This is a genomic window from Erythrobacter sp. S43 (assembly GCF_057364955.1).
Map to the genome: position 1 here is coordinate 1,176,809 of NZ_CP200285.1, position 22,211 is coordinate 1,199,019.

The following is a 22,211-nucleotide window of genomic DNA, read 5'->3' on the forward strand; positions in this document are numbered from 1 at the left end:
GCCTGAAGAGGCCTAAACTGATGTATAACGAGCCAGAGATTTGGCCAACCGGCGATGCCCCTTCGCAAGATTTTTGCGAGGAGGAAGAGCGGCTGTCCGTCATGGCGAGTTTTGAGCTCAGAATCCCTGCGCGGAGATGAAGAGTTGGCCCGGATCGCGCGCTTTGCGGCGCATTTGTGTGGCACCCCCTCGGCAGCAGTCAGCTTGGTCGAAGCCGAACGGCAGGTGTTCGTTGTAGGCGAGGGGCTCACAGTCGACGAAACGCCGCGCTCCACCAGCATTTGCTCGCACGCCATGCTCGGATCGGAAGTGCTGGTCGTCAAGAATGCGGCGCAGGACGAGCGCTTCGCCGCGTTCAAAGCAGTGACCAGCGATCGGCATCTGCGTTTCTACGCCGGTGCACCGCTTGTTTCATCCGAAGGCGCGCCGATGGGCGCTTTGTGCGTGACCGATACGGTCCCGCATCCCGACGGGTTGAGTGATCTCCAGATCGAAGGGCTGAAGGTTCTGGCTGAATCGGTTCGCCGTCGGATCGAGACGCACCGCGCCTCACGCCGCGCAACCGCCGACATCTCGGCCAGCGCTGAACGCGTGCGTTTCATGCTCGACAGTGTGCCGGACATTGCATGGTCTGCTGCTCCCGGTGGTATCTTTGACCAGTTCAACGCACGCTGGCGGGTTGTGACCGGCAAATCGCCGCCCCGGCATGTGAGCGATTGGCGCGACTTCATCCATCCAGACGATTACGACGCCTCGCTCGAACGGTTTCTCGCAGCGCTGCAGCGCGCCGAGATGTTCGAGGATACGGTCCGCATCCGGACCAAGGATGGCAGCTATATCTGGATGCTTTCCCGCGCTGTGCCGTCGACCGATGATCCCGAAACCGCGCGCTGGTTCGGCACCCTGACTGATATTGATGACAGATACCGTCTGGCGCAGGAACGCGAGTTGCTAACCGGTGAGTTGGCGCACCGGATCAAGAATGTCTTCGCCGTGATCAACGGGCTCGTCACGCTGCATGCACGCGACAAGACCGACGTGCAGGAGTACGCCACCGAATTGAGCCAAAGTGTGATGGCGCTTTCGCGGGCGCAGGACTTCGCATTGCGCGCGGATGGCGGCGCAATAGAGGATCTGAAGAGCCTCTTGGCGACCCTTACCCAGCCTTATGGCGCGAACAATTCCGACACGATTGCGATCACCGGCGACACAGTTCCGGTCGGCAAGAAAGCCGCAACGCCTCTTGCGCTCGTCTTCCATGAGCTTGCGACCAACTCGGCCAAATACGGCGCGCTAAGCGATGCCGGTGGCAAGGTGGAAATCACCGTTGAACACGCCGGAGAACAAGTCGTCGTCTCATGGTCTGAAAGCGGCGGACCAAAGCCTGTCGCGCCCACCGAAGAAGGCTTCGGTTCACGGTTGATGACTATGTCGATCAACAACCAGCTTGGCGGATCAATGGAGCAGGATTGGGGTGGCGCCGGGCTTCGAGTGACAATCACCCTTCCATCGGAGCGGCTCGCGCAATAGACCCCGGATCAATGCCAGCCGCAGACCCCATTCTCAATTTCGAGGCGGTGACCCGCCATTATGGCGAAGTCGTCGCGCTTGGCGGTGTCGATTGCCAGATTGCAGAGCGCAGCTTCGTGGCGCTTGTCGGCGCATCAGGTTCGGGCAAATCAACCCTCCTGAAAATGGTCAACACGCTTTCCGTGCCCAGCAGCGGGCGCGTGATGTTTGGCGGCGAGGATGTGACCGAACAGGACCCCGCGCAACTGAGGCGGCGGATCGGATATGTTTTTCAGGGCATCGGTCTGTTCCCTCATTTCCGTGTTGGAGAGAACATCGCCATCGGCCCGCGCTTGGGCGGAGAAACACTCCCCGAAAGCCGGATCGCGGAACTGCTCGAATTGGTCGAGCTGGAACCCGATATGGCCAGCCGCATGCCCGATGAGCTTTCGGGCGGTCAGCGTCAGCGTGTCGGTGTCGCGAGGGCGCTTGCGAACAAACCCGAGCTGCTGCTGATGGACGAACCGTTTGGCGCGCTTGATCCGATCACCCGCGATGCGCTGGGCGAAAAAGTGCGTGAATTGCACGACAAGCTGGGCCTCACCACTGTGATGGTCACCCATGACATGGCCGAGGCACTGCTGCTTGCGGACCGTGTCCTAGTGATGGATGCAGGCCAGATTGTTGCGGACTGCACGCCAGCGCAATTGCTCGCGGGCGAAGGCGGAGAAATTGCGCAGGGCCTCGTTTCTGTACCGCGCCAGCAGGCAGAAAAGCTGGCGGCGATGGAAGGAAAAGCCTGATGGAGGGTTTCTGGGAAATCCTCTTCGGGCTGGGCGATAAGCTCGCGGCCCATATCGTGCTGGCAGCCAGCGCCATCGGGCTTGGGATTCTTGTCGCGCTGCCCCTCGCCGTTTGGGCCAGCCGTTCGCCCACCGTCGCACGCATTGCGCTCGGGTTTGCCAGCCTTGTGCAGACCATTCCGGCGCTCGCGCTCCTTGCGCTGTTCTTCCCGATCTTGCTCAGTTTACGCGCCGTGTTTGGCGAAGGATTGCCAACGCTGGGCTTCTTGCCGGCCCTGCTCGCACTCGCGCTCTACGCGCTGCTTCCGATCCTGCGAAACGCCGTGACAGCGCAGGCCAATCTCGATCCCGGCGTGCTCGAGGCTGCTGATGGCGTGGGCATGACCGGTTGGCAGAAGCTGCGTCTGGTCGAAGCACCGCTCTCTGCGCCTTTCATCATGGCCGGTATCCGCACCGCGAGCGTGTGGACGATTGGCGCGGCGACGCTCTCAACCACAATTGGTCAGCCAAGCCTTGGCGATCCGATCTTCGCCGGATTGCAAACACAGAACTGGGCACTGGTACTCGCCGGATGCTTTGCCAGCGCTGCGCTCGCTCTCACAGTCGATATGCTGCTGGGGCTGGTGGAGAGGGGTCTCGCCAACCGTTCGCGCTTGCAATGGGGCGCAGGGATGGCAGCGGTCGCGCTGTTGCTCGGCGGAGCGCTGTTCTCGCAAATGAAGGGAAGCGACGAAGACACCATCGTCATAGGCTCCAAGCAGTTCTCTGAAAGCATCATCCTTGCGAACCTGATCGGTCAGCGGCTCGAAGCAGCGGGCTATTCGGTTGAATACCGCACCGGCCTTGGTTCAGCGGTGCTGCACGGTGCGGTCGCATCGTCGAGCATCGACATCTCGGTCGACTACACTGGCACAGTATGGACCAATGAGTTGAAGCGCACCGACAATCCCGGGCGCGAGGCGATGTTCAACACCATAGTCGAGTGGGAGCGCGAAAATTCGGGCACGTTGGTGCTTGGTCGTCTTGGTTTCGAGAACGCATACGGCTTCGCCATGCGCGCCGACAGAGCTTCGGAATTGGGCGTAACATCGCTTACCGATCTCGCGCCCGTTGCGCCCAGTCTCACGATTGGTGGGGATCCCGAGTTCTTTGAACGGCCCGAGTGGATTTCGGTGCGCGACGCATACGGATTGCGCGTGGGTGAAACCCGCAACTTCTCGCCGACATTCATGTACAACGCGCTGCAATCGGGCGAAGCCGATGTGATCAGCGCCTACACGTCAGACGGGCGCATTGCCGCAGACAAGCTGGTGATCCTCGAAGACCCGCAAGAGGCGCTGCCCAGCTACGATGCGATGCTGATGCTCTCACCTCGGCTGTCGCAAGACGATGCTGTCGTCGACGCGCTCAAACCACTGATCGGCGCGATCAATGTCAAGGTGATGCGTGAGGCAAACTTCTCGGTCGATCGCGAGGGCGAACGCAAGGTCAGCCCAGAAGAAGCGGCGCGCAACCTTGCCGACAAAATCGGGCTGTAGAACGCGCGATCAGCGAGCCTTGCGCCAGAGCTGTGTCTGACAGAACGGGCCAATACACCCCTTCACTTCAAGCACATTGGCGCTCTTGCGACGGATCACGGACCGATAAGTCTTGCCACTCTTGGGGTCATAAATTTGCCCCCGCCACAGCGTCTTCTCTTCCTTGAAGTTGGTGAGAACAGCGAGACCTCGCAGCTTGCGTTTCTTCAGCCGAGCGTTCGGATTATAAATGTCACGTTGGTCAGGGCCGTCAGGCGGGGGAACCAGAAAGCGCGCAATCCGGCCGCAAGTCGTTGCTCCGCACTTGGAGATAACAACAACCGCATCCTTATCCTGCGTGACCCAGCGCCCATCGATTGAAGGGGCTGCGGCGGCAGGCGTTGCAGCGGCGGCGGTGACTGCGGCCAGCGCCGCAAACAATCGGGGGCTTCGCAAAAGGTCTCTCCGTGACATGTCTCTGACCAGGTATTCGACATGGAAAGGCCAATAGTTACAGCGCCTCAGCTAAAGCCGGCGCCATCCGGCCAACGCGGAGCACCAAGACCCATCACTTTGAACAAAGTGCCCATTTGATTATCGGCGGTCAGGCGGTTGTATTGGCGCTTCAGCTGATCGGCCTTGTCGGGTGACTTGCGCAGCAATGCCTCGTGGCGCAGCGCGATACCCATGTTCTCCAGCCATTCCCCCTGCATCCGCACCCCCATTAGATTGGCACCGTTTGCTTTGGCGACATCACCCAGCATCTCGAAATCAACATGGGCGGTCAAATCGGCCTCGCCCGGGTGATTCAACGGATCGACCTTCTTGTGGCCTTTCAGCGCCTGAAGGGTTGAACCGGCGCGCAATTCGAACGGGCCATAATCGATGATAAGCGCAGCCCCGCCCTGCTTCTTTAGACGCGAAGCGATCTCGGCTATTTGCGCCGAGGCGGCAGCGCTGGTTTCGATCATCGTGCCTTGCGAGGCGCTCTTCCAGCTTTTGGGCACCACCGCATCCATCGGCTTGTCACCTGCGACAAACACCAACCGGTCATCATCCAGCCCGACCAAGCGTTCATGCCAGCCGCTGGCAGAGCGGATCAATTGGTGGATCGGCAGCGCGTCGAAGAATTCATTGGCGACGATAAGAAGCGGCGCATCCTCGGGCAGGGTCGACATGTCATCATGATGGGTGACGCCAGGGACCGCCTCGGACTGCAATTTGCGCAGGGCTGGTGATCCTTCGACAAAGTGTACCTGCGGCTCGAAGCCATAGCGCTTGGCCGCGCGCAGGGCATCGCTGCTCAATGTGCCCCGCCCCGGCCCGAGCTCCACAAAATGGATGCGCTTGCGTGAGCCCATCTTTACCCAGAGATCGGCAAACCACAGGCCGATCAGCTCACCGAACATCTGGCTGACTTCGGGCGCGGTGATGAAATCGCCTTCATCGCCCAGAGGGTCGCGGCTTGCATAATATCGCGCGTTGGACTCGCCCATATATTGCGCGAGGCTGATCGGGCCGGTTTCACGGATCAAACGGCGGAATGTCACGCCCAGATTTTCCGCTTTTGCGCGGGCTTCGGCAGCTTCGCGCTCTTTGGCTTCGGCGTCTGCCTTGGCTTTCGCTTCTGCTTCTTTCTTGGCTTGGGCTTCGGCTTTTTTCTTCGCCTCCGCTTTGGCTTTGGCCTCTTTGGCCGCGAGTGCTTCGGCAGCCTTGCGCGCTTCTTCAGCGGCCTTGGCTTCCGCTTCTTCGCGGGCCTTTTCTTCAGCCTTTGCTTTGGCGGCCGCCGCGGTTTTTGCCTTCTTCTCGGCCTCAGCCCTAGCCTTCTTCTCGGCGTCAGCTTTTGCCTTTGCCTCGGCTTTCAGGCGCATTTCTTCTTCGCGCTTTGCCTTTTCTTCGGCAGTCTTCCGCGCTTTTGCCTCAGCTGCTTTCTTGGCCTTGGCCGCGGCTACTCGCTTGGCCTCTGCTTCTTCTGCGGCAGCGGCGGCTGCTTGCGCACGCGCTTCCTCTTCAGACAGGACAAGTGTCTCGGTGCCGTCCGGCTCGATTAGCTTCAGGCGGCTGCGCCAAACACTGTCTTTAGACGCGTCGCCGCTGTCGAACTTGCTTAGGCTGGCTGAGAGCTGCCCGTCCCCACGGGCTGCCGCGTCGCTGCGTAAGCGATTACAATCAATCCAGTCAGAATCAGCGGAATTGTCAGCCATTGCCCCATCGATAGTCCGGTGTCTGCCGCGAACTGAGCCAGTTGTGCGTCGGGTTCACGGAAGAATTCGTTAACAAAGCGAGCCAAGCCCATACCAAGGGTGAAGACGCCCACCAGCAGGCCGGGTCGATAGCGCGCCTTCGTCTTCCAGAACAGCACCATCAGGATAACCAGCAGTGCGAGCCCCTCCAAGCCTGCTTGATACAGTTGGCTTGGGTGGCGTGGCAGCTGGTCCGCATCGGTCGGGAAGATCATTGCCCACGAAACATCCGTTGCCCGGCCATACAGTTCGCCATTGTTGAAGTTGGCAAACCGTCCCAGCATCATGCCCATTGGCACATTGACCGCTATGTAGTCGCACACCCGCATGAAGCTGAGCTTGTCGCGCATGGAGACCCAACCGATTGCCGCCAGCACGCCCAGCAGGCCGCCGTGGAAGCTCATACCGCCATCCCAAAGGCGCAGCAGCTTCCACGATATGAAGCCATCACCGTCAAAGCTGGTGAACAGGCTTTGATCGTAAAACGTCGCGTAACCGAGTCGCCCGCCAAGGATCACGCCCAGCGTGCAATAGAAGAAAAGGTCGTCCGCATGCCGCTGCGCCATTGGAGCGCCGGGCTGCTTGAGCATCTTTGACAGATGCCAATAAGCGAAGATCACGCCGATCAGGTAAGCCAGCGAGTAGAAACGAAGAACAAATCCGCCAAACAGCGGAATACCCGGCTTTAGGCCCAGATCGGACCAATAAATCACATTGGCAGCCTCGCCGCTTGCAGCAAGTAGTGACAGCACTAACACAACCTCTTAATAGCAAATGAAATGCAATAACGGCTGTTCTGCCGTGACGCTCTTGGAACACCAATGGACTCTGAAAAAGGGCTTGGCTACCCCAAAGCGAATCGTCGCGACTTGGACGCGGCGCATTGCATAGATTTGGGTCACGCTCGCAAGAGCAATTGAAGGAGAGAATTCGCATGCCCACACAGTTGGACACTGCGCTTGAGCACATCATCGGCGAACTGACCAAAGAGGGTCAGCCTTTCATGACCGTGCCTTTTGAGCGCGAAGGCGTCTCCATGCCTGCCTTTGCCGTCGCACCGCCGACGCTCGCACATTACTTCGCGCATTTCTGTAACGAGCATAAGGATGTGCCTTTCCTGGTGGATGGCGACATCCGCATGACCTTCGGCGAAGCCTATGCCGCAGCGGTTTGCGTAGCTGAAGGCCTCGCAACCCAGCACGGGATCGAAAAGGGCGATCGCGTCGGGATCGCAGCGCGCAACTCGTCCAACTGGATCGTCGCCTATATGGGCATCGCAATGGCTGGCGGCTGCGTAACGCTGCTCAATGGCTTCTGGTCGGGTGACGAGCTCGCCTACGGCATCGACCTTGCTGAATGTAAGCTGGTGCTGGCCGATGCAGGCCGTGCGAAGCGCCTTGAAGGCAACCCGCACAAATCGACACTGGTCATGTTCGAACATGATGTTCCGCCGGCTCAAGGTCTTGCCAATGTCTGGGCGGCGCCTGCTGGTCTTGAAAGCAGTGTCGCTATGGGATTGCTGGGCCAGCTTGGTCCGGAAGACACCGCCACCATCCTCTACACGTCAGGCTCAACCGGCCGCTCCAAAGGCGCATGGTCTGATCATCGCGGCGTCGTTCACGGCGTCATGAGCTATGTCAGCCAAAGCGCGATGGCGAAAATCCTGCTCGAAGGTCAGGGCGAAGACGTGTCGGCACAGCCATGTGCGCTGGTCGCCGTGCCGCTGTTTCACGTGACCGGCGAAGTGCCGCTGTTCCTGCAAAGCTATGCGATTGCGCGCAAGCTGGTGCTTATGCCGAAATGGAACGCCGAAGAGGCGCTACGCCTGATGGCAGAAGAGAAAGTGACATACTTCGTCGGCGTGCCGCTGATGAGCTATGAAATCGCCAACCACCCGGCGCGCGAAAAGTATGACATTTCCGAGTGCCGCAGCTTTGCGGCTGGCGGTGCACCGCGTCCTGTGGAGCACGTCACCAAGATCAAAGAAGCGTTTCCTAAGGGCTTCCCGCTGCTCGGTTATGGCCTCACCGAAACCAACGCGGTCGGCTGTGGCAACTTCAACGAGAACTACCTCGCCAAGCCCGGTTCGACCGGTAAGGCCAGTGTTCCGATGGTCGATCTCGCCATCCTTGATGATGACGGCAACAAGCTGGAGCAAGGCAAGGTCGGCGAAGTTTGCATCCGTTCTATCGCTAACTTCCGTGGTTACTGGAACAACGACGAAGCAACCTCAGCAGCCTTCACCAAGGACCAGTATTTCCGCACAGGTGACCTCGGCTATCTCGACGAAGACGAATATCTCTTCATCGTCGATCGTAAGAAGGACATCATCATCCGCGGCGGTGAGAACATCACCTGCATCGAGGTTGAAGATGCGATATACGCGCATGACGACATCGCCGAATGTTCGGTGTTCGGCATTCCGGACGAGCGTATGGGCGAAGTCCCTGCAGCTGTGTTCCGCGTGAAGAATGGCCGCGATGCAATGGCACCTGCGCAGCTGCGCGAGTTCCTGCTGAGCCGGATTGCGCCGTTCAAGGTCCCGCTGGAAGAGCATATCATCGTTGTGACCGAAGTTCTGCCGCGCCTCGGCACGCAGAAGATCGACAAGAAATCGCTGCGCGAGGAATACTCCGAGAAGCTCGCAGCCACATGATGGCGCGCGCGGCGCAGGAAAGGCTCCAACCATGAGTGCGCCGCGCGTCCCCAACCAGCGGGCGATTATCAATCGCCGTGCGCTGGCTGAGACCATTGCCGAATTGGTCGAAGAGCATGGCACGAATGCGCGCCTCCATGTGCTCGAAACGCTGCGCACCGCTCTGGACGAAGGGCGCGAAGAGCTTGCCCGGCGACTTAGCGAGAAGCCCGGCGGAGGCTATGAATGCGTGCATGGCCACGCCTTCCTGATGGATCAGCTGATCCGGCTGATCCATGATTACGTTACCGAGCACGTCCACCCCGCGCATAACCGCACAGCAGCCGAACGCCTCGCCGTGCTTGCAGTGGGCGGATATGGCCGCGCGGAAATGGCGCCGCATTCCGATGTCGACATCGCCTTTATCACCCCGATGAAACGCGCGCCCTGGTGCGAGCAGGTGATCGAAGCGATGCTGTATCTGCTTTGGGATCTGGGCCTCAAAGTCGGGCAGTCCAGCCGCACCATCGCCGACACCATGAAGATGGCGAAGGAAGACCTGACCATCCGCACCGCGCTGCTTGAGGCGCGGATGATCTGGGGTGATCAGGAGCTATACGAGGAGCTGCGCGGCCGATTCTGGAGTGAAGTGGTCAAAGGCAACGAGCGTGATTTCCTCGCCCAGAAGCTAGACGAGCGTAACGGTCGGCACAAACGGATGGGTGACAGCCGCTATGTCGTCGAGCCCAACATAAAGGACGGCAAAGGCGGCCTGCGCGATCTTCAAACGCTCTACTGGATCGGCAAGTTTATCCACCGCGCAGAAACAGCATCCGAACTGGTCGGCGTTGGCCTGCTGACCCCGACCGAATATCGCAGCTTCCGCCGCGCCGAAGGGTTCCTGCTGGCGGTGCGTTGCCACATGCACACGATCACCGATCGCGCGGAAGACCGCCTGACATTTGACCTGCAGCGCGAAGTCGCAGAGCGTATGAACTACGCCGACCGCCCTGGCAAAAGCGCGGTCGAACGGTTCATGCAGTTCTATTTCCTGCAAGCCAAACGCGTCGGCAATCTGACTGGCGTGTTCCTCGCCCACCTTGACGATGAGTTCGCCAAGAAACGCACCCGCGGCGGGTTTTTCGCGGGCTGGAACCCCAAACCGCGCAATCTCAAAGGCTATGTCGTCGAAGGCGGGCGGATCAAGGCACCCGGCGATGACTGGTTCGAGAAGGACCCGGTTCGCCTGATCGAGATATTCCAGATCGCCGAAGCCCAAGGGTTGGAAATCCACCCGGAAACGATGCGGCAGGCAGACCGTGATGCGAAGCTGATCAAAGCAGATGTGCGCAATGACAAGCGCGCCAATGCTCTGTTCGTCGATCTGCTGTCCGGTCGCAACGATCCGGAAATGGTGCTGCGGTGGATGAATGAAGCAGGCGTGTTCGGGCGCTTCGTTCCCGACTTTGGCCGGGTGAACGCGCAAATGCAGTTCGACATGTACCACCATTACACTGTCGATGAGCACACGATCCGCGCCATCGGCCTGCTCAGCCAGATCGAGCGTGGCTTGCTGAAAGAAGACCACCCGCGCGCCACGAAGCAGATCCATAAGGTCTCCTCGCGCCGCGCAATCTATGTCGCGGTGCTGTTGCATGACATTGCCAAGGGGCGCGGCGGCGATCACTCTGTTCTGGGCGCCGAAGTCGCGCATGAATTGTGCCCCCGTTTCGGACTGGATCAGCAGGAAACCGAGCTGGTCGCATGGCTGGTTTTGCAACACCTATTGATGAGCGCCACGGCGCAGAAACGCGATCTGACCGATCCGAAGACGATCGAGGATTTTGTTGGCGAGGTCAAAACCAACGAACGCCTGCGCAGTCTCGCTATTCTGACCATTGTCGATATTCGCGCGGTCGGCCCTGGCACATGGAATAGCTGGAAAGCGCAGTTGATCGGCGAGCTTTATGACGCCGCGCAGGAACGCCTGCGCCTTGGCCATATGCGCCATGGGCGCAAGGAACGGGTAGCCGCCAAGAAAGAGTCCACCAGCACCGTGCTCGGCGACAAAGCCTATCTGGTCGATGAAGTCGGCGAGATGATGAGCGATGCCTATTGGATCGCAGAGCCCGAAGACATCATCGCCAAGAACCTGATCCAATACGAAGAAGCGCAGCGGATCGAAGAACACCTTTCGATCCATTGTGAAGTGGATGAAGAACGCGGCGCAACGCTGGTCAGCATCATCGCATCGGATCACCCCGGCCTGTTCTATCGCATCGCTGGCGGGATCCATCTGGCCGGTGCAAACATCATCGATGCACGCATCCACACCGCACACAACGGATATGCCATCGACAACTTCCTGGTGCAGGACATGCTCGGCAAGCCGTTCCGCGAAGAACGCCAGCTTGAGCGGCTCAAGAAAGGCATTCGCGACGCGCTATTGGGGCAGGCGCAGTTGGTGCCGAAGCTCGCCGCACGCCCGTTGCAGCATTCCCGCGCGCGTACCTTCGATGTCGAGCAGTCGGTGAACTTCGACAACACCGCATCCAACCACTTCACCGTGATCGAAGTGACTGCGCGCGACCGTCCGGCGCTGCTCAACCGGCTGGCCCACGAACTCTACCGCGCCAACCTGATTGTGCAGTCGGCGCATGTCACCGCCTATGGCGAAAGCGCGGCGGATACGTTCTACGTCACGGACCTAATGGGCGGCAAAGTGACCGCTCCCGAGCGCCTTAAAGAGATCGAAGCGGCACTGTTAGACGCGGCCAGTGACGCACGTCAGGAAGAGCTCGAAGACGCCTGATCGACCGCTGTATGACGGTCATCGACAGTTGTTTCATAATAGGTTGCAATTCGTGAACCAATCGGTAATGGGCGTCTCCCTTACGTTAGGGAGAACCTTAAATGAAACTTCGTAATGCAACGCAGCGCGCCCCCCGAATTCTCGGCGCTCTGTTGCTTTCGTCCGTAGCCGCAACCCCCATGGCGGCCTACGCTCAAGACGCTGATGACACTGTCGCGGAAGACGGCACCGATGAAGAGCGTGGCTCGCTCAACACATTCGGCAACATCATCGTCACTGGCACCAAGACGCAGGACCCCGAGAACGTTCAGGACGTTCCGCTTGCTGTCACCGCCTTCAACTCTGACACGCTTGAAGCCTTCAAGGTTCGCGATGTTCAGGGCCTGACCTTCCAGGCGCCAAACGTTTCGCTCGACCAGATCGGCACCAGCCGTGGTACGGCAAACTTCTCGATCCGTGGTCTGGGCATCAACTCCTCGATCCCGTCGATTGACCCGACCGTCGGCGTGTTCGTCGATGGCGTTTACCTCGGCAACAATGCCGGCGTCGTGTTCGACCTTTTCGACCTTGAAAGCGTTGAAATTCTGCGCGGTCCGCAGGGCGTTCTGTTCGGTCGTAACGTGACCGGCGGTGCTGTTCTGATCAACACCGGTAACCCGACCAACGATTTCGAAGGCAAGTTCCGCGCAGCCGTGGACGGCCCGATCGATTCTGGCCGTGGCGGCGCCAACTACACCGTCAGCGGTGTGGTCTCTGGCCCGATTGTTGAAGACACGCTGCTGTTCAAACTCGGCGCGTATTACAACAACGATGAAGGCTACTTCACCAACCTGTTCGATGGTTCGAACCACGGTGCAGCAGAAACCTACATCCTTCGCGGCGCACTCGAAGCGCGTCTTGGCGGCCTGACCCTTCTGGGTAAAGTCGACTACTTCGAAAGCGAAGGCGACGGACCAGCGGCACAGAACCGCGGCATCTTCGAGCGCGACAGCTTTGACTTCGCGATCGACAATCGCGGCAGCTACAGCAACGAAATCGTCACCGCATCGCTGACTGCAGATGTCGACATCGGCCCTGGTACGCTGACAAACATCTTCGGCTACCGCACCTATAGCGGCCAGACCGATGCTGACATCGACGCGACCCAGCTCTTCTTGTTCCACTCGAGCACGGAAACCGAGCAGGAACAGATTTCGAACGAAATCCGTTACGCGGTGTCGGGCGACAATTTCGACCTGACCGTTGGCGGTTTCTACTTCGACCAGAACCTTCGCTACACCGAAGTGCGCGATATCCCGGTCTCTACCCCGCTGACTTTCTATGGTGGCGGTGATCAGGATCACGAAGTGCTCGGCCTGTTTGCCAATGGCCAGTTCTACCTCACCGACACATTCTCTGTGATCGCTGGTCTGCGCTGGAGCCAGGAAACGAAGAACGCGGCCGTCACCTATGTGCGCCCGCGTCCGCTGTGTTCGGTTGTTGACGGCACTTGCCCGACCACCGGCACCAACCCGTTCATCCCGACCGAAAATAACGGCTTCACCGACGAAGTGACGTTTGAAAACCTCTCGCCGAAACTCGGCCTTCAGTACGAATTTGGCGATAGCCAGATCTACGCGCACTGGACCCGTGGTTTCCGTTCGGGCGGTTACAACTTCCGCATCACCAACGCGAACGCGTTTGAGCAGGTTGTCGCGACCACCGGCAACTTCTTCTTCGGTGAAGAGCAGGTCGATAACTACGAGATCGGTGGTAAATTCCAGACCGCTGATGGTGCCTTTACCATCAACGTCGCGGCCTACTACACCGACATCGCCGACATGCAGCGCGAAGTGAACCAGTCATCGGCTACCGCCGGTGTGGCTCAGTCGATCTTCAACACCGCAGATGCCAGCATCTATGGTCTTGAAGCTGAAGCGACCATGCGCGTTTCGGACTCGCTGATCGTGACGGCCAATATCGGCCTGATCGACGATGAGTATGACGAGATCCTGTTCGACATTTCGGGTGACGGCGTCATCGACGATACCGACCTCGCGCTGCGTCTGCCGCGCGTTCCGGAAGTCACCTGGGGCGTTGGTTTCCTTCACGAAATCCTGTTCGACAACAGCGAAATCCTGACCCGTGTGAACTATCAGTATCGCGACGAGTTTGCGTATACCGATAACAACTTCGGTTTCGTTCAGGACATCAGCAACCTCGAAGCGAACGTCACATGGAAGACGCCGCTCCAAGGCCTGTCGTTCTCGGTCTATGGCCGCAACCTGTTCGACGAAGTGCAGGTTGGTGGTGACACGCAGATCCCGTTCGGCGGTCCGCTGTCCAACGGCGTGAACCAGACGTTTGGTCAGTTCCCGGCAGCTGGCACCTTCTCGCCGCTGTCGCGCGGCCGCAACGTCGGTATCGAAGCCGTTTTTGAATTCTAAGCTTTATTGATTTCGCACCCCATCCGGGGTGCGATTTCTCGCTCACGCGACCTGAGGGTCGCGTCGCTGCGGGCGGCCAGTCGGCCTTGCGGTCAACACTGTTGACCGAGAAGCTTAGCCAACAACAAGAGGGCGCTCCGGCAACGGGGCGCCCTTTTTCGTGGGCGCTATCGGCTGGCGATCAGAAGCAAAGCGGCATGCGCATCGTCGAAGCCGACAAATCCCCATTCCACCGGTGCGCCGCTGATCGGATTCCACAAGCCGTCATAGCGGTTGGACACGACCGTTTGTGTCGCGGGATCCAGAGCGGTAAGAAAGTCGGTGGCGCATTGGGTCGCGGCCGCTTCGCCCAGCCATCGTTTGCCCGGCTGGGCAATGTCATCGCTCAATGCCTTGATCATCTCGCCCATGGCAGAACGCGGCTCGCCCGCCGCTGCATGGGCATCGAGCAATTCCCAATTGAAGCCGATGGGTGTCATTCCGTGCTGCTCGACAAAGGCGTCGGCCACCGCGGAATGAATGCCTGCCAGTGCGGGCAGCGGGCCATAGTGGAACGCCACCATCGCATCGGCCTGCAAGCGCGGCAGCCAGTTCGCCTCGAAACGGGCGAAAGCATCGCTCACCCCCGCGCTCCAAACAGCGCCGTGCCCACACGAACATGCGTTGCACCGAGCATTACTGCGGTTTCAAAATCTCCGCTCATGCCCATGCTCAGCCCCTCCAAGCCATTATCCTGTGCCAGTTTGTAAAGCAGCGCGAAGAACGGCGCGGGATCGATATCGGCGGGCGGCAGGCACATCAGCCCCGCGACGGGAATGTCCGCTTCGCGCACTTTCGCAAGAAAATCGGGCAGGTCACCAATCGGACAACCGCCCTTCTGCTCTTCATCGCCAATATTGACCTGCACAAAGCACGGCACGCGTTTGCCCGTCTTGTCCATCGCCTTGGCCAGCGCTTTGAGAAGGCTCGGCCGGTCGAGGGCGTGGATGCAGTCGAACAGCTCCACCGCTTCTTCGGCCTTGTTCGATTGCAGTTGGCCGATCAGGTGCAGCTCGGAATCAGGATATTGCTCGCACAAGGTAGGCCATTTGCCTTGTGCTTCCTGCACGCGGTTTTCGCCGAACACGCGGTGTCCTGCTTCGAGCAGAGGCGTGATTTTCTCGGCGGGGTGCGTTTTGCTCACTGCGATCAGTGTGACCTCGTCACGCTCACGCCTCGCAACCTTGCACATGCGCGCGATCTTGGCGTTGACGTCTTCAAGACGAGCGGAAGCATTTGTGTCTGCACTTTCCATAGGGCTGCGATATAGCGGCCCGATGGCGCGGCACCAGTCCCTCCCGGATATCTGGCTCATTTCCGATGAGCGCAACGATGCTGTGCTTGAGCAAGCTTTGCACGGTCTGCCGCGCGGAAGCGGGTTTATCTATCGCCACTATCACCTCGGCGATCCCGAACGCTGGCAACGATTCCGCGCGCTGCGGCGGGTGGCAAAGGCGTGTGAGCATACCGTAATTCTTGCCGACAGCGCTCTGACCGCAACCGAATGGGGCGCGGACGGGATCTACGGGGCACCGCGCACGCATTGGCCGACCCGTGCAGGCTTGCTGCAACTCGCCACCGCGCACAACCTGTACGAGATCGGCCTTGCCAATCGCTTAGGCGCGGATGCCGTGCTGCTTTCTCCTGTCTTCAAAACCCGCTCTCATCCCGGTGGCAAGGTCCTGGGGCCAGCGCGCTTCCGGCTGCTGGCGCAGCATGCCCTCACCCCGGTTATCGCACTGGGCGGGATGGACAGTCACAAAGCCGATAAACTCGGATGGCCGCGCTGGGCCGCAATTGACGGATTAAGCTGATGGTCTTTGCCAATGACAACACCCCGGAAAGCCCCGACGATGCGCTGTATCTCCGCGTCTGTCAGCACGTTCAGGATACAGAACGTTGTTCGGTGAGCGATATCCAGCGCACATTCCAGCTTGGCTACAACCGCGCGTCGCGCATGATTGAGCGGATGGAGAAAGACGGCCTGGTGGGTCCTGCGCCCGGCTAACCCGCCCGATAATTGATGCGCCATTCATCGCACTCCGCTTGACCGCGACTCGCCAAAGATTCATGGTGTGTTCCAAGGAAGGGAACCCCCATGGCCAGCCGCGCTATCAACACCCGCAAATCCAGCGTCGAATGGCGCGCCGGCCTGCGTCGTTCCATGCGCCGCGCCGCGCAGATGACAGGCGCCGCCCTGCTGCTGATCGGTATGGCGTTCCTTGCACTCTCACTCGTCAGCTACACCCAAACCGACCCAAGTCCCTCGACCGCCGCATCGGGCGAAGAAGTAGGCAACTGGATGGGCTTATCGGGTGCATGGTTGGCAGACCGCGCGCTGTTCATTTTCGGCTTGCCCTGCGTGCTGCTGCTTCCCCTGCTCTACATTTCTGCGCGCAAGCTGTGGCGCGATGTAGAGACCGAGGACGATCTGGACGCGGTGGACGAGCCAATGCGCTGGTGGTTGCCCACGGGCCTGTTGCTGATCGCGATGGTTCTGCTCGCGACAGTGCTTTCGCTGGCATTTGACAGCGCGGGCGGCACGCTGCCTGCTCAATTGGGCGGTGTGTCCGGCCTTTTGGGTGCAGGCGCCATTGAAGCGATTGGCAGTCGGTTCGGCGAAGGCGCATCGGGCTGGGTCATCCTCGCGCTGGCTTTGATCTGCCTTGGCGGAGCGGCGGCATTGCTCACCCGTATCTTTGCGATCGATTGGCGCTCGCTCTTGACGCTTCCACTGTTTCTGACTGGCGGGGCAACCGGTGTGCTTGCACGCATTCCCGGGCTTGGCGGCAACAAGCTGCTTCCCGCACCTGCGGCAGATGATCCGGATGATATCTCCGCACCCAAATCCCGACGCCAAAGCAAGAAGGCGGCCAAAGAAACGCCTGAACCCGCCCCGCGCCGTGCACCCGAAATCACCGATCCTTCCGCCCCGCCCAAGAAAGCTGTCGCCGCGAAGAAGAACCAGCGCGACATGTTCGCAACCTACGATCTGCCGAGCCTCGACCTGCTCGCCGATCCTTCCGAGGACAAGAAGCCTTCGCTCGATAAGCTCGCGCTCGAACGCAACGCGCGCCTGCTCGAGAATGTGCTCGACGATTTCAACGTGAAGGGCGAGATCACCGCGGTCCGCACTGGCCCTGTGGTGACGATGTATGAGCTGGAGCCCGCACCGGGTATCAAGGCCAGCCGTGTTGTGGGCCTTGCCGAAGATATTGCGCGCAACATGTCTGCGATCTCGGCGCGCGTCTCACCCATTCCGGGCAAGACTGTCATGGGCATTGAGCTTCCCAACGCTGACCGCCAGATGGTGCTGCTCAAAGAGCTCGCCGGAAGCGCCGACTTTGCCGAGCACAAGGGCAATCTGCCGATCATTCTGGGCAAGGATATCGCTGGTGAGCCGATCATCGCCGACCTTGCCGCCATGCCTCACCTCCTAGTCGCGGGTACGACCGGTTCGGGTAAGTCGGTTGGCCTCAACTGCATTTTGCTGAGCCTGCTGTACCACTTCACGCCCGCCGAGTGCCGGTTGATCCTAATCGATCCCAAGGTGCTCGAATTGAAGTCCTACGACGACATTCCACACCTCCTCTCGCCCGTGGTGACCGAACCGCACAAATCGGTGCGCGCGCTGAAGTGGGCGGTCGAAGAGATGGAGCGCCGCTATCGCATGATGAGCAGCGTCAACTCGCGCAACATCAACAGCTTCAACGACAAGGTCCGCTCCGCGATTGCCAAGGGCAAGCCGCTGGGCCGCCGTGTGCAGGCGGGCTTTGACCCCGAGACAGGCGACGAGATCTACGAAGAAGAGCAGCTCGATTACGAACCGCTGCCGCAGATCGTGCTGATCGTAGACGAGCTGGCTGACTTGATGGTGACCGTGGGCAAGGAAATCGAAGTCCTGATCCAGCGCCTTTCACAGAAGTCACGCGCGGCGGGCATCCACCTGATCATGGCGACGCAGCGTCCTTCGGTCGATGTCATCACCGGCGTGATCAAGGCCAACCTGCCCACGCGTATCAGCTTCAAGGTGACCAGCCGCATCGACAGCCGCACCATTCTGGGCGAGCAAGGTGCCGAGCAGCTGCTGGGCCGCGGCGATATGCTCTACAAGCCAAACACCGGCGCAACCGTGCGTGTCCACGGCCCGTTTGTGAGCGACGAAGAAGTCGAAGCCGTTGCCGATTTCTGGCGCGCGCAGGGTAAACCGGAATATATCGACGCGGTCACGGAAGAACCCGAAGATGGTGGCGGCTTCTCGTTCGAGGACGAGTTCACCGCCAGCGACAATCCTGACGAGCGCAAATACCGTCAGGCGTGCCAAATCGTGATCGAGAACCAGAAGGCTTCAGGTTCTTGGCTGCAACGCCAGATGGGCGTGGGCTACAACACAGCCGCCAAATGGATCGAGCGTATGGAGAGCGAAGGGCTGGTCGGCCCGGCCAACCATGTCGGCCGCCGCGAAATCTTCCGCGATCAGGACGGCAATCCGATTTAATTGATTGGAAGCGCGGCTGGCTTAGGCCCCGCCTTCCAGCTCCTCACGCGTCAGCGTCAGCAGGTCAGTGACCTTGGCCTCGTTCGCGGCCATCGCTTCAGTCGGTGATGCCACCAAACCGATCTTCGCCAGAATGCCGTCACGCTTCCAGTTGTTGACCCACTCCTGCAGGAAAGCCTGCATACCCGGAATGGCGCGCATGTGGGCTTTCTTCACATAGACATAAAGCGGGCGTGCGCCGGGGTAATCGAAGTTGGCGATGTTGTCGTAAGTCGGGTCAAAGCCGTTCATCGGCAGACCCTGAACCTTGTCGGCATTCTCATCGAGGTAGGAGAAGCCGAACAGACCGATAGCGCGCGGGTTACCCTGAATCTTCGAAACGATCAGGTTATCCTGCTCGCCCTGATCGATATAGGCGCCATCGGGCCGCACATTGGTGCAGATCGCCTGATGCTCTTCCTTATCGGTCTTCTTGAGCGCTTCCATTGCGGGATTGGTGTCGCATCCCGCTTCAAGAACCAGCTCTTTCAAGGCATCGCGCGTGCCCGACGTGCTTGATGGGCCGTAAACCAGGATCGGATCGTCCGGCAGCGCCGGGTCGACATCTTTCCATGTCTTCGCAGTCTGCTCTTTGCCATAGGGACGCGCGGCGAGCGCTTCGTATACGGTCTTGGGCGACAGGTTCAGCTCGATCCCGCCTTTCGCCGAGGCGAAGGCAATCCCGTCGAGGCCCACTTGCAGCTCGATAATCTCGGTCACGCCGTTTTCAGCGCAGCTTTCAAACTCGCTAACCTTCATTCGGCGCGAGGCGTTGACCATATCTGGGCGGTTCGCGCCCAACCCTTTGCAAAACTCCTGAATCCCCGCACCAGACCCCGTGGATTCGATCAACGGAGAGCGGTACTCGCCGTTCGAGAGCGCGAAGCTCTCCGCCATCAGTTTGGCAAAGGGGAAAACGGTCGAAGAGCCAACGGCGTGGATGTGCGAGCGTGTGCCGCCTGCATCACAAGCGCTGAGCGTCAGCAGGGCCGTGGCGGCAAGGCCGATGGATTGAAGCGTGCGTTTCATGGGTGCGTGAATTCCGATTGATCCCGCGCAATAGGCAGATTCTGTGACACGCCCATTACGATGCGTTTTGGAACGGGTCCATCACTTCGGGGCGCACGCGGGCGAGCCGTCCACTGGCGCGATCGAGCATGGCCCAAGTGGTGCGCGCGGAGACCAGCACTTTGCCGTCTGCATCCTTGAACTCGGCAACGCGCACCGACTTCGCGCCTTTGGGTGGATCGGGGATATGCGTCTCTCCCAAAGCGGCCTCACCCGCAGCGATATTGCCGCGATAATCAATCTCGTGCCGGATCACGACCCAGAAGAACTGCTCATGATCCTCGGGCCGCGCAGCCGCATCCCAATGCGCGGTGGCGATATCCTGAATCCACTGCACCCACACCGCATTGTTGACGTGGCCTAGCTCGTCGATGTGCTCAGGCGCGGCGGTGAAAGTGCGGGTGAAACGGGTGGTCACTCACCCGCCTCTTCGTCAGCCATCCCCATCTGCCACAGGATAAAGGCAAACTCCTCGGCAGTCTCATAAAGCGAATTCCACCGCCCAGATTTGCCGCCGTGGCCTGCACCCATGTTGGTCTTCATCAGCAGCACGTTGTCGTCGGTCTTCAATTCGCGCAGCTTGGCGACCCATTTGGCAGGCTCCCAATAGGTAACGCGCGGATCGTTCAGACCAGCCGTCACCAGCATCGGGGGGTAATCCTGCGCAGTGACTTGGTCATAAGGGCTGTACGAGAGGATATAGGCAAACGCCTGCTTACTCTCGATCGGATTCCCCCATTCCTGCCATTCGCCCGGCGTGAGCGGCAAGTCCTTGTTCAGCATCGTGTTGAGCACATCGACGAAGGGCACGTGCGAAACGATGGCGCCGTATTGCGACGGGTCCTGATTGATGATCGCGCCCATCAACTCGCCGCCGGCCGAACCGCCGCTGGCGGTGACTTTGCCCTCAGCGGTGTAGCCTTTCGCGATCAACCCGCGACCGACATCAACGAAGTCGTTGAAGGTGTTGGTGCGCTCATACATCTTGCCCTGAAGATACCAGCGCCGCCCCAGATCATCGCCGCCGCGAATATGCGCGATGGCATAGGCGAAGCCGCGATCGACAAGGCTGAGGCGCGTGGTCGAGAAACCCGGCGGCACGGCATAGCCATAGGCGCCATAGGCATAGAGGTGGAGCGGCCCGCCCGGTTTGCGATCCTTGCGGTAAACCACACTGACCGGCACCATCGTTCCGTCGCGCGCTTCGATCTCCAGCCGCTCTGTGGTGTAGAGCGACGCGTCATATCCGCTCGGAATTTCCTGCTGCTTCAGGAGTTCGAGCGAAGCGCTGGCCACGTCATAATCATAGACCGAGTCCGGCGTGACCATGCTTTCATAAGCAAGGCGCAGCTTGGACTGATCATATTCGGGATTGTTCGACAGGCCCGCGTTGTAGCTCGCCTCGGGGAAGGCAATCGGGCGCAGCTTGGAAGCATCGGCGTAGTCGCGGATCTGGACCTGGTCGAGACCCGCGAGGCGGCCTTCGGTGACATAGAAATCCTTGAAGAGCGATACGCCGGTCAAATAGAACTCATCCGACCCCGGGATAAGCGTTTCCCATACAGCAGGCCTCTCGAGCCGGGCGGTGGCGAGGCGAAAATTCACATGGTCGTCATTGGTGTGGATGAACAACAGACCATCACGCACATCGACATCATACTCCACGCCCTTCTTACGTGGCCTGATTAGCGTCAGCTCACCGGTCGGATCATCAGCTGAAACAAAGCGCACTTCGCTCGTCTCGTTGTCGCCAGTCGCGATGATGAGATAGTCGTCCTGCACCGAAAGCCCCGCGCCGACGCCGAAGCTCTGGTCCTCTTCCTTGTAGAGCGTCACATCCTCTTCAACCGGTGTGCCGAGCACGTGCAACTTGGCTTCGAGCGTGCGCCATTCTTCGGTCGAGGGGCCATAGACCAGCGCCGTGTCGCCCTTCACCCATGTCAGCCCGCCGCGAAGGTTCTCGATCGTGTCAGGCAGCAATTCACCCGTCTCAAGGTCCTTGATCCGCGCGGTGTAGCGTTCCGATCCGTTGGTGTCGGTCGAATAGGCCATTAGCTTGCCATTCTTGCTGACGCTCGCCGCACCGAGGCGGAAATACTCCAGGTCACCCGCCAGCTCGTTTTCATCGAGGATCAGCTGGTTTTCACCGCCGTCCATCGGCTTGCGGTAGTGTTTGCGGTACTGCGCGCCCTCTTCAAACTCCGACCAGTAGAGGTACTCACCCCGACGCTGCGGAACGGAGCTGTCATCCTCCTTGATCCGCGCCTTCATCTCTTCGAACAACTTGTCGGTCAGCGCCTTTTGCGGGGCCATCTGCGCTTCAAACCACGCATTCTCCGCCTTCACGTAATCGAGCACATCCTCATCATCCACGACCGGATAAGACTTGTCGTACAGCCAGTCATACGGGTCAGAGATGGTGATGCCGTGATGGGTATAGCTGTGCTCGCGCTTTTCGGCGCGCGGTGGAGATGTCGGCGTGGTTTCGGTCACTTCAGGTGTTTCCTCGGATGAATTCTGGGGTGTGGCCATGGCAGGCGCGCTGGCGAGCGCGGCGGCGAGGCTGAATGTGCTGATCGAGCGGAACATGGTCATGGGGGAAGCTCTTTAGGGAGTGGTCTT

17 protein-coding genes are annotated in these 22,211 nt (G+C 59.8%); 9 read left to right on the forward strand and 8 right to left on the reverse strand.

All coding sequences use genetic code 11. From position 1 onward, the window contains the following. Positions 1–111: 111 nt before the first annotated feature. The 3 genes from AC0V6K_RS05680 to AC0V6K_RS05690 are packed head-to-tail and all read left to right on the forward strand — an operon-like array spanning position 112 to position 3,850. Positions 112–1,530 (forward strand): sensor histidine kinase, encoded by a 1,419-nt coding sequence (locus AC0V6K_RS05680; RefSeq protein ID WP_472625457.1) that lies wholly within the window; start codon positions 112–114, stop codon positions 1,528–1,530. 11 nt (positions 1,531–1,541) lie between these two features. Then, entirely contained in the window at positions 1,542–2,312 is a 771-nt protein-coding gene (locus AC0V6K_RS05685; protein WP_472625459.1) for an ATP-binding cassette domain-containing protein, read from the forward strand. Next, positions 2,312–3,850: an ABC transporter permease/substrate-binding protein gene (locus tag AC0V6K_RS05690; protein WP_472625461.1), complete on the forward strand. Its 1,539-nt coding sequence runs from the start codon at positions 2,312–2,314 to the stop codon at positions 3,848–3,850. Before AC0V6K_RS05685 ends, AC0V6K_RS05690 begins: the two co-directional genes overlap by 1 nt. Positions 3,851–3,859: 9 nt before the next feature. On the opposite strand, the gene AC0V6K_RS05695 is transcribed toward AC0V6K_RS05690, so the two are convergent. The 3 genes from AC0V6K_RS05695 to lgt all read right to left on the reverse strand — a co-directional run bounded on the left by AC0V6K_RS05695 (position 3,860) and on the right by lgt (position 6,824). Beyond that, positions 3,860–4,285: a DUF2147 domain-containing protein gene (locus AC0V6K_RS05695; RefSeq protein WP_472625463.1), complete on the reverse strand. Its 426-nt coding sequence runs from the start codon at positions 4,283–4,285 to the stop codon at positions 3,860–3,862. 65 nt (positions 4,286–4,350) lie between these two features. Beyond that, a complete protein-coding gene (locus tag AC0V6K_RS05700) occupies positions 4,351–6,033 on the reverse strand; it encodes a class I SAM-dependent methyltransferase (protein ID WP_472625465.1) in 1,683 nt (560 codons plus the stop codon). Next, a complete protein-coding gene (gene lgt / locus AC0V6K_RS05705; protein ID WP_472625467.1) occupies positions 5,937–6,824 on the reverse strand; it encodes a prolipoprotein diacylglyceryl transferase in 888 nt (295 codons plus the stop codon). The genes AC0V6K_RS05700 and lgt overlap by 97 nt, the downstream gene beginning before the upstream one ends. A 182-nt stretch (positions 6,825–7,006) precedes the next feature. On the opposite strand from lgt, the gene AC0V6K_RS05710 reads away from it, so the two are divergent. The 3 genes from AC0V6K_RS05710 to AC0V6K_RS05720 all read left to right on the forward strand — a co-directional run bounded on the left by AC0V6K_RS05710 (position 7,007) and on the right by AC0V6K_RS05720 (position 13,945). Beyond that, positions 7,007–8,728 (forward strand): class I adenylate-forming enzyme family protein, encoded by a 1,722-nt coding sequence (locus AC0V6K_RS05710; RefSeq protein WP_472625469.1) that lies wholly within the window; start codon positions 7,007–7,009, stop codon positions 8,726–8,728. Positions 8,729–8,759: 31 nt separating this feature from the next. Beyond that, positions 8,760–11,519 carry a [protein-PII] uridylyltransferase gene (locus AC0V6K_RS05715; protein ID WP_472625471.1) on the forward strand — a complete coding sequence of 920 codons (2,760 nt, stop codon included), beginning with the start codon at positions 8,760–8,762 and terminating at the stop codon, positions 11,517–11,519. Positions 11,520–11,620: 101 nt separating this feature from the next. Then, entirely contained in the window at positions 11,621–13,945 is a 2,325-nt protein-coding gene (locus tag AC0V6K_RS05720; protein ID WP_472625472.1) for a TonB-dependent receptor, read from the forward strand. Between the two features lie 167 nt (positions 13,946–14,112). Here the strand turns inward: AC0V6K_RS05720 and AC0V6K_RS05725 are convergent, their stop codons facing one another. Both AC0V6K_RS05725 and AC0V6K_RS05730 read right to left on the reverse strand, forming a co-directional pair. Further along, positions 14,113–14,568 carry a hypothetical protein gene (locus AC0V6K_RS05725; RefSeq protein WP_472625473.1) on the reverse strand — a complete coding sequence of 152 codons (456 nt, stop codon included), beginning with the start codon at positions 14,566–14,568 and terminating at the stop codon, positions 14,113–14,115. Continuing rightward, on the reverse strand, positions 14,565–15,239 hold the full coding sequence (locus AC0V6K_RS05730; protein ID WP_472625475.1) for a YggS family pyridoxal phosphate-dependent enzyme: 675 nt from the start codon (positions 15,237–15,239) through the stop codon (positions 14,565–14,567). Before AC0V6K_RS05730 ends, AC0V6K_RS05725 begins: the two co-directional genes overlap by 4 nt. Here AC0V6K_RS05730 and AC0V6K_RS05735 point away from each other — a divergent pair. The 3 genes from AC0V6K_RS05735 to AC0V6K_RS05745 all read left to right on the forward strand — a co-directional run bounded on the left by AC0V6K_RS05735 (position 15,223) and on the right by AC0V6K_RS05745 (position 18,482). Continuing rightward, on the forward strand, positions 15,223–15,798 hold the full coding sequence (locus tag AC0V6K_RS05735; protein WP_486172579.1) for a thiamine phosphate synthase: 576 nt from the start codon (positions 15,223–15,225) through the stop codon (positions 15,796–15,798). The genes AC0V6K_RS05730 and AC0V6K_RS05735 overlap by 17 nt on opposite strands. Continuing rightward, positions 15,798–15,992 (forward strand): DNA translocase FtsK, encoded by a 195-nt coding sequence (locus AC0V6K_RS05740; protein WP_472625479.1) that lies wholly within the window; start codon positions 15,798–15,800, stop codon positions 15,990–15,992. The genes AC0V6K_RS05735 and AC0V6K_RS05740 overlap by 1 nt, the downstream gene beginning before the upstream one ends. A gap of 90 nt (positions 15,993–16,082) precedes the next feature. Further along, positions 16,083–18,482 carry a DNA translocase FtsK gene (locus AC0V6K_RS05745; protein ID WP_472625481.1) on the forward strand — a complete coding sequence of 800 codons (2,400 nt, stop codon included), beginning with the start codon at positions 16,083–16,085 and terminating at the stop codon, positions 18,480–18,482. Positions 18,483–18,503: 21 nt separating this feature from the next. On the opposite strand, the gene AC0V6K_RS05750 is transcribed toward AC0V6K_RS05745, so the two are convergent. The 3 genes from AC0V6K_RS05750 to AC0V6K_RS05760 are packed head-to-tail and all read right to left on the reverse strand — an operon-like array spanning position 18,504 to position 22,121. Beyond that, positions 18,504–19,550, reverse strand: coding sequence for a substrate-binding domain-containing protein (locus AC0V6K_RS05750; RefSeq protein WP_472625483.1), 1,047 nt, complete (start codon positions 19,548–19,550; stop codon positions 18,504–18,506). A 55-nt stretch (positions 19,551–19,605) separates the two neighbouring features. After that, a complete protein-coding gene (locus tag AC0V6K_RS05755) occupies positions 19,606–20,007 on the reverse strand; it encodes an acyl-CoA thioesterase (RefSeq protein WP_472625485.1) in 402 nt (133 codons plus the stop codon). Beyond that, positions 20,004–22,121, reverse strand: a complete 2,118-nt coding sequence (locus AC0V6K_RS05760; RefSeq protein WP_472626030.1) for a S9 family peptidase — start codon at positions 22,119–22,121, stop codon at positions 20,004–20,006. The genes AC0V6K_RS05755 and AC0V6K_RS05760 overlap by 4 nt, the downstream gene beginning before the upstream one ends. Between the last annotated feature and the right edge of the window lie 90 nt (positions 22,122–22,211).

Bases quoted from the DNA above. Each gene is read 5' to 3' on its own strand.
- AC0V6K_RS05685 (WP_472625459.1), top strand. From the start codon at position 1,542: ATGCCAGCCGCAGACCCCATTCTCAATTTCGAGGCGGTGACCCGCCAT.
- AC0V6K_RS05690 (WP_472625461.1), top strand. From the start codon at position 2,312: ATGGAGGGTTTCTGGGAAATCCTCTTCGGGCTGGGCGATAAGCTCGCG.
- AC0V6K_RS05700 (WP_472625465.1), bottom strand. From the start codon at position 6,033: ATGGCTGACAATTCCGCTGATTCTGACTGGATTGATTGTAATCGCTTA.
- AC0V6K_RS05710 (WP_472625469.1), top strand. From the start codon at position 7,007: ATGCCCACACAGTTGGACACTGCGCTTGAGCACATCATCGGCGAACTG.
- AC0V6K_RS05715 (WP_472625471.1), top strand. From the start codon at position 8,760: ATGAGTGCGCCGCGCGTCCCCAACCAGCGGGCGATTATCAATCGCCGT.
- AC0V6K_RS05720 (WP_472625472.1), top strand. From the start codon at position 11,621: ATGAAACTTCGTAATGCAACGCAGCGCGCCCCCCGAATTCTCGGCGCT.
- AC0V6K_RS05730 (WP_472625475.1), bottom strand. From the start codon at position 15,239: ATGGAAAGTGCAGACACAAATGCTTCCGCTCGTCTTGAAGACGTCAAC.
- AC0V6K_RS05740 (WP_472625479.1), top strand. From the start codon at position 15,798: ATGGTCTTTGCCAATGACAACACCCCGGAAAGCCCCGACGATGCGCTG.
- AC0V6K_RS05745 (WP_472625481.1), top strand. From the start codon at position 16,083: ATGGCCAGCCGCGCTATCAACACCCGCAAATCCAGCGTCGAATGGCGC.
- AC0V6K_RS05750 (WP_472625483.1), bottom strand. From the start codon at position 19,550: ATGAAACGCACGCTTCAATCCATCGGCCTTGCCGCCACGGCCCTGCTG.
- AC0V6K_RS05760 (WP_472626030.1), bottom strand. From the start codon at position 22,121: ATGGCCACACCCCAGAATTCATCCGAGGAAACACCTGAAGTGACCGAA.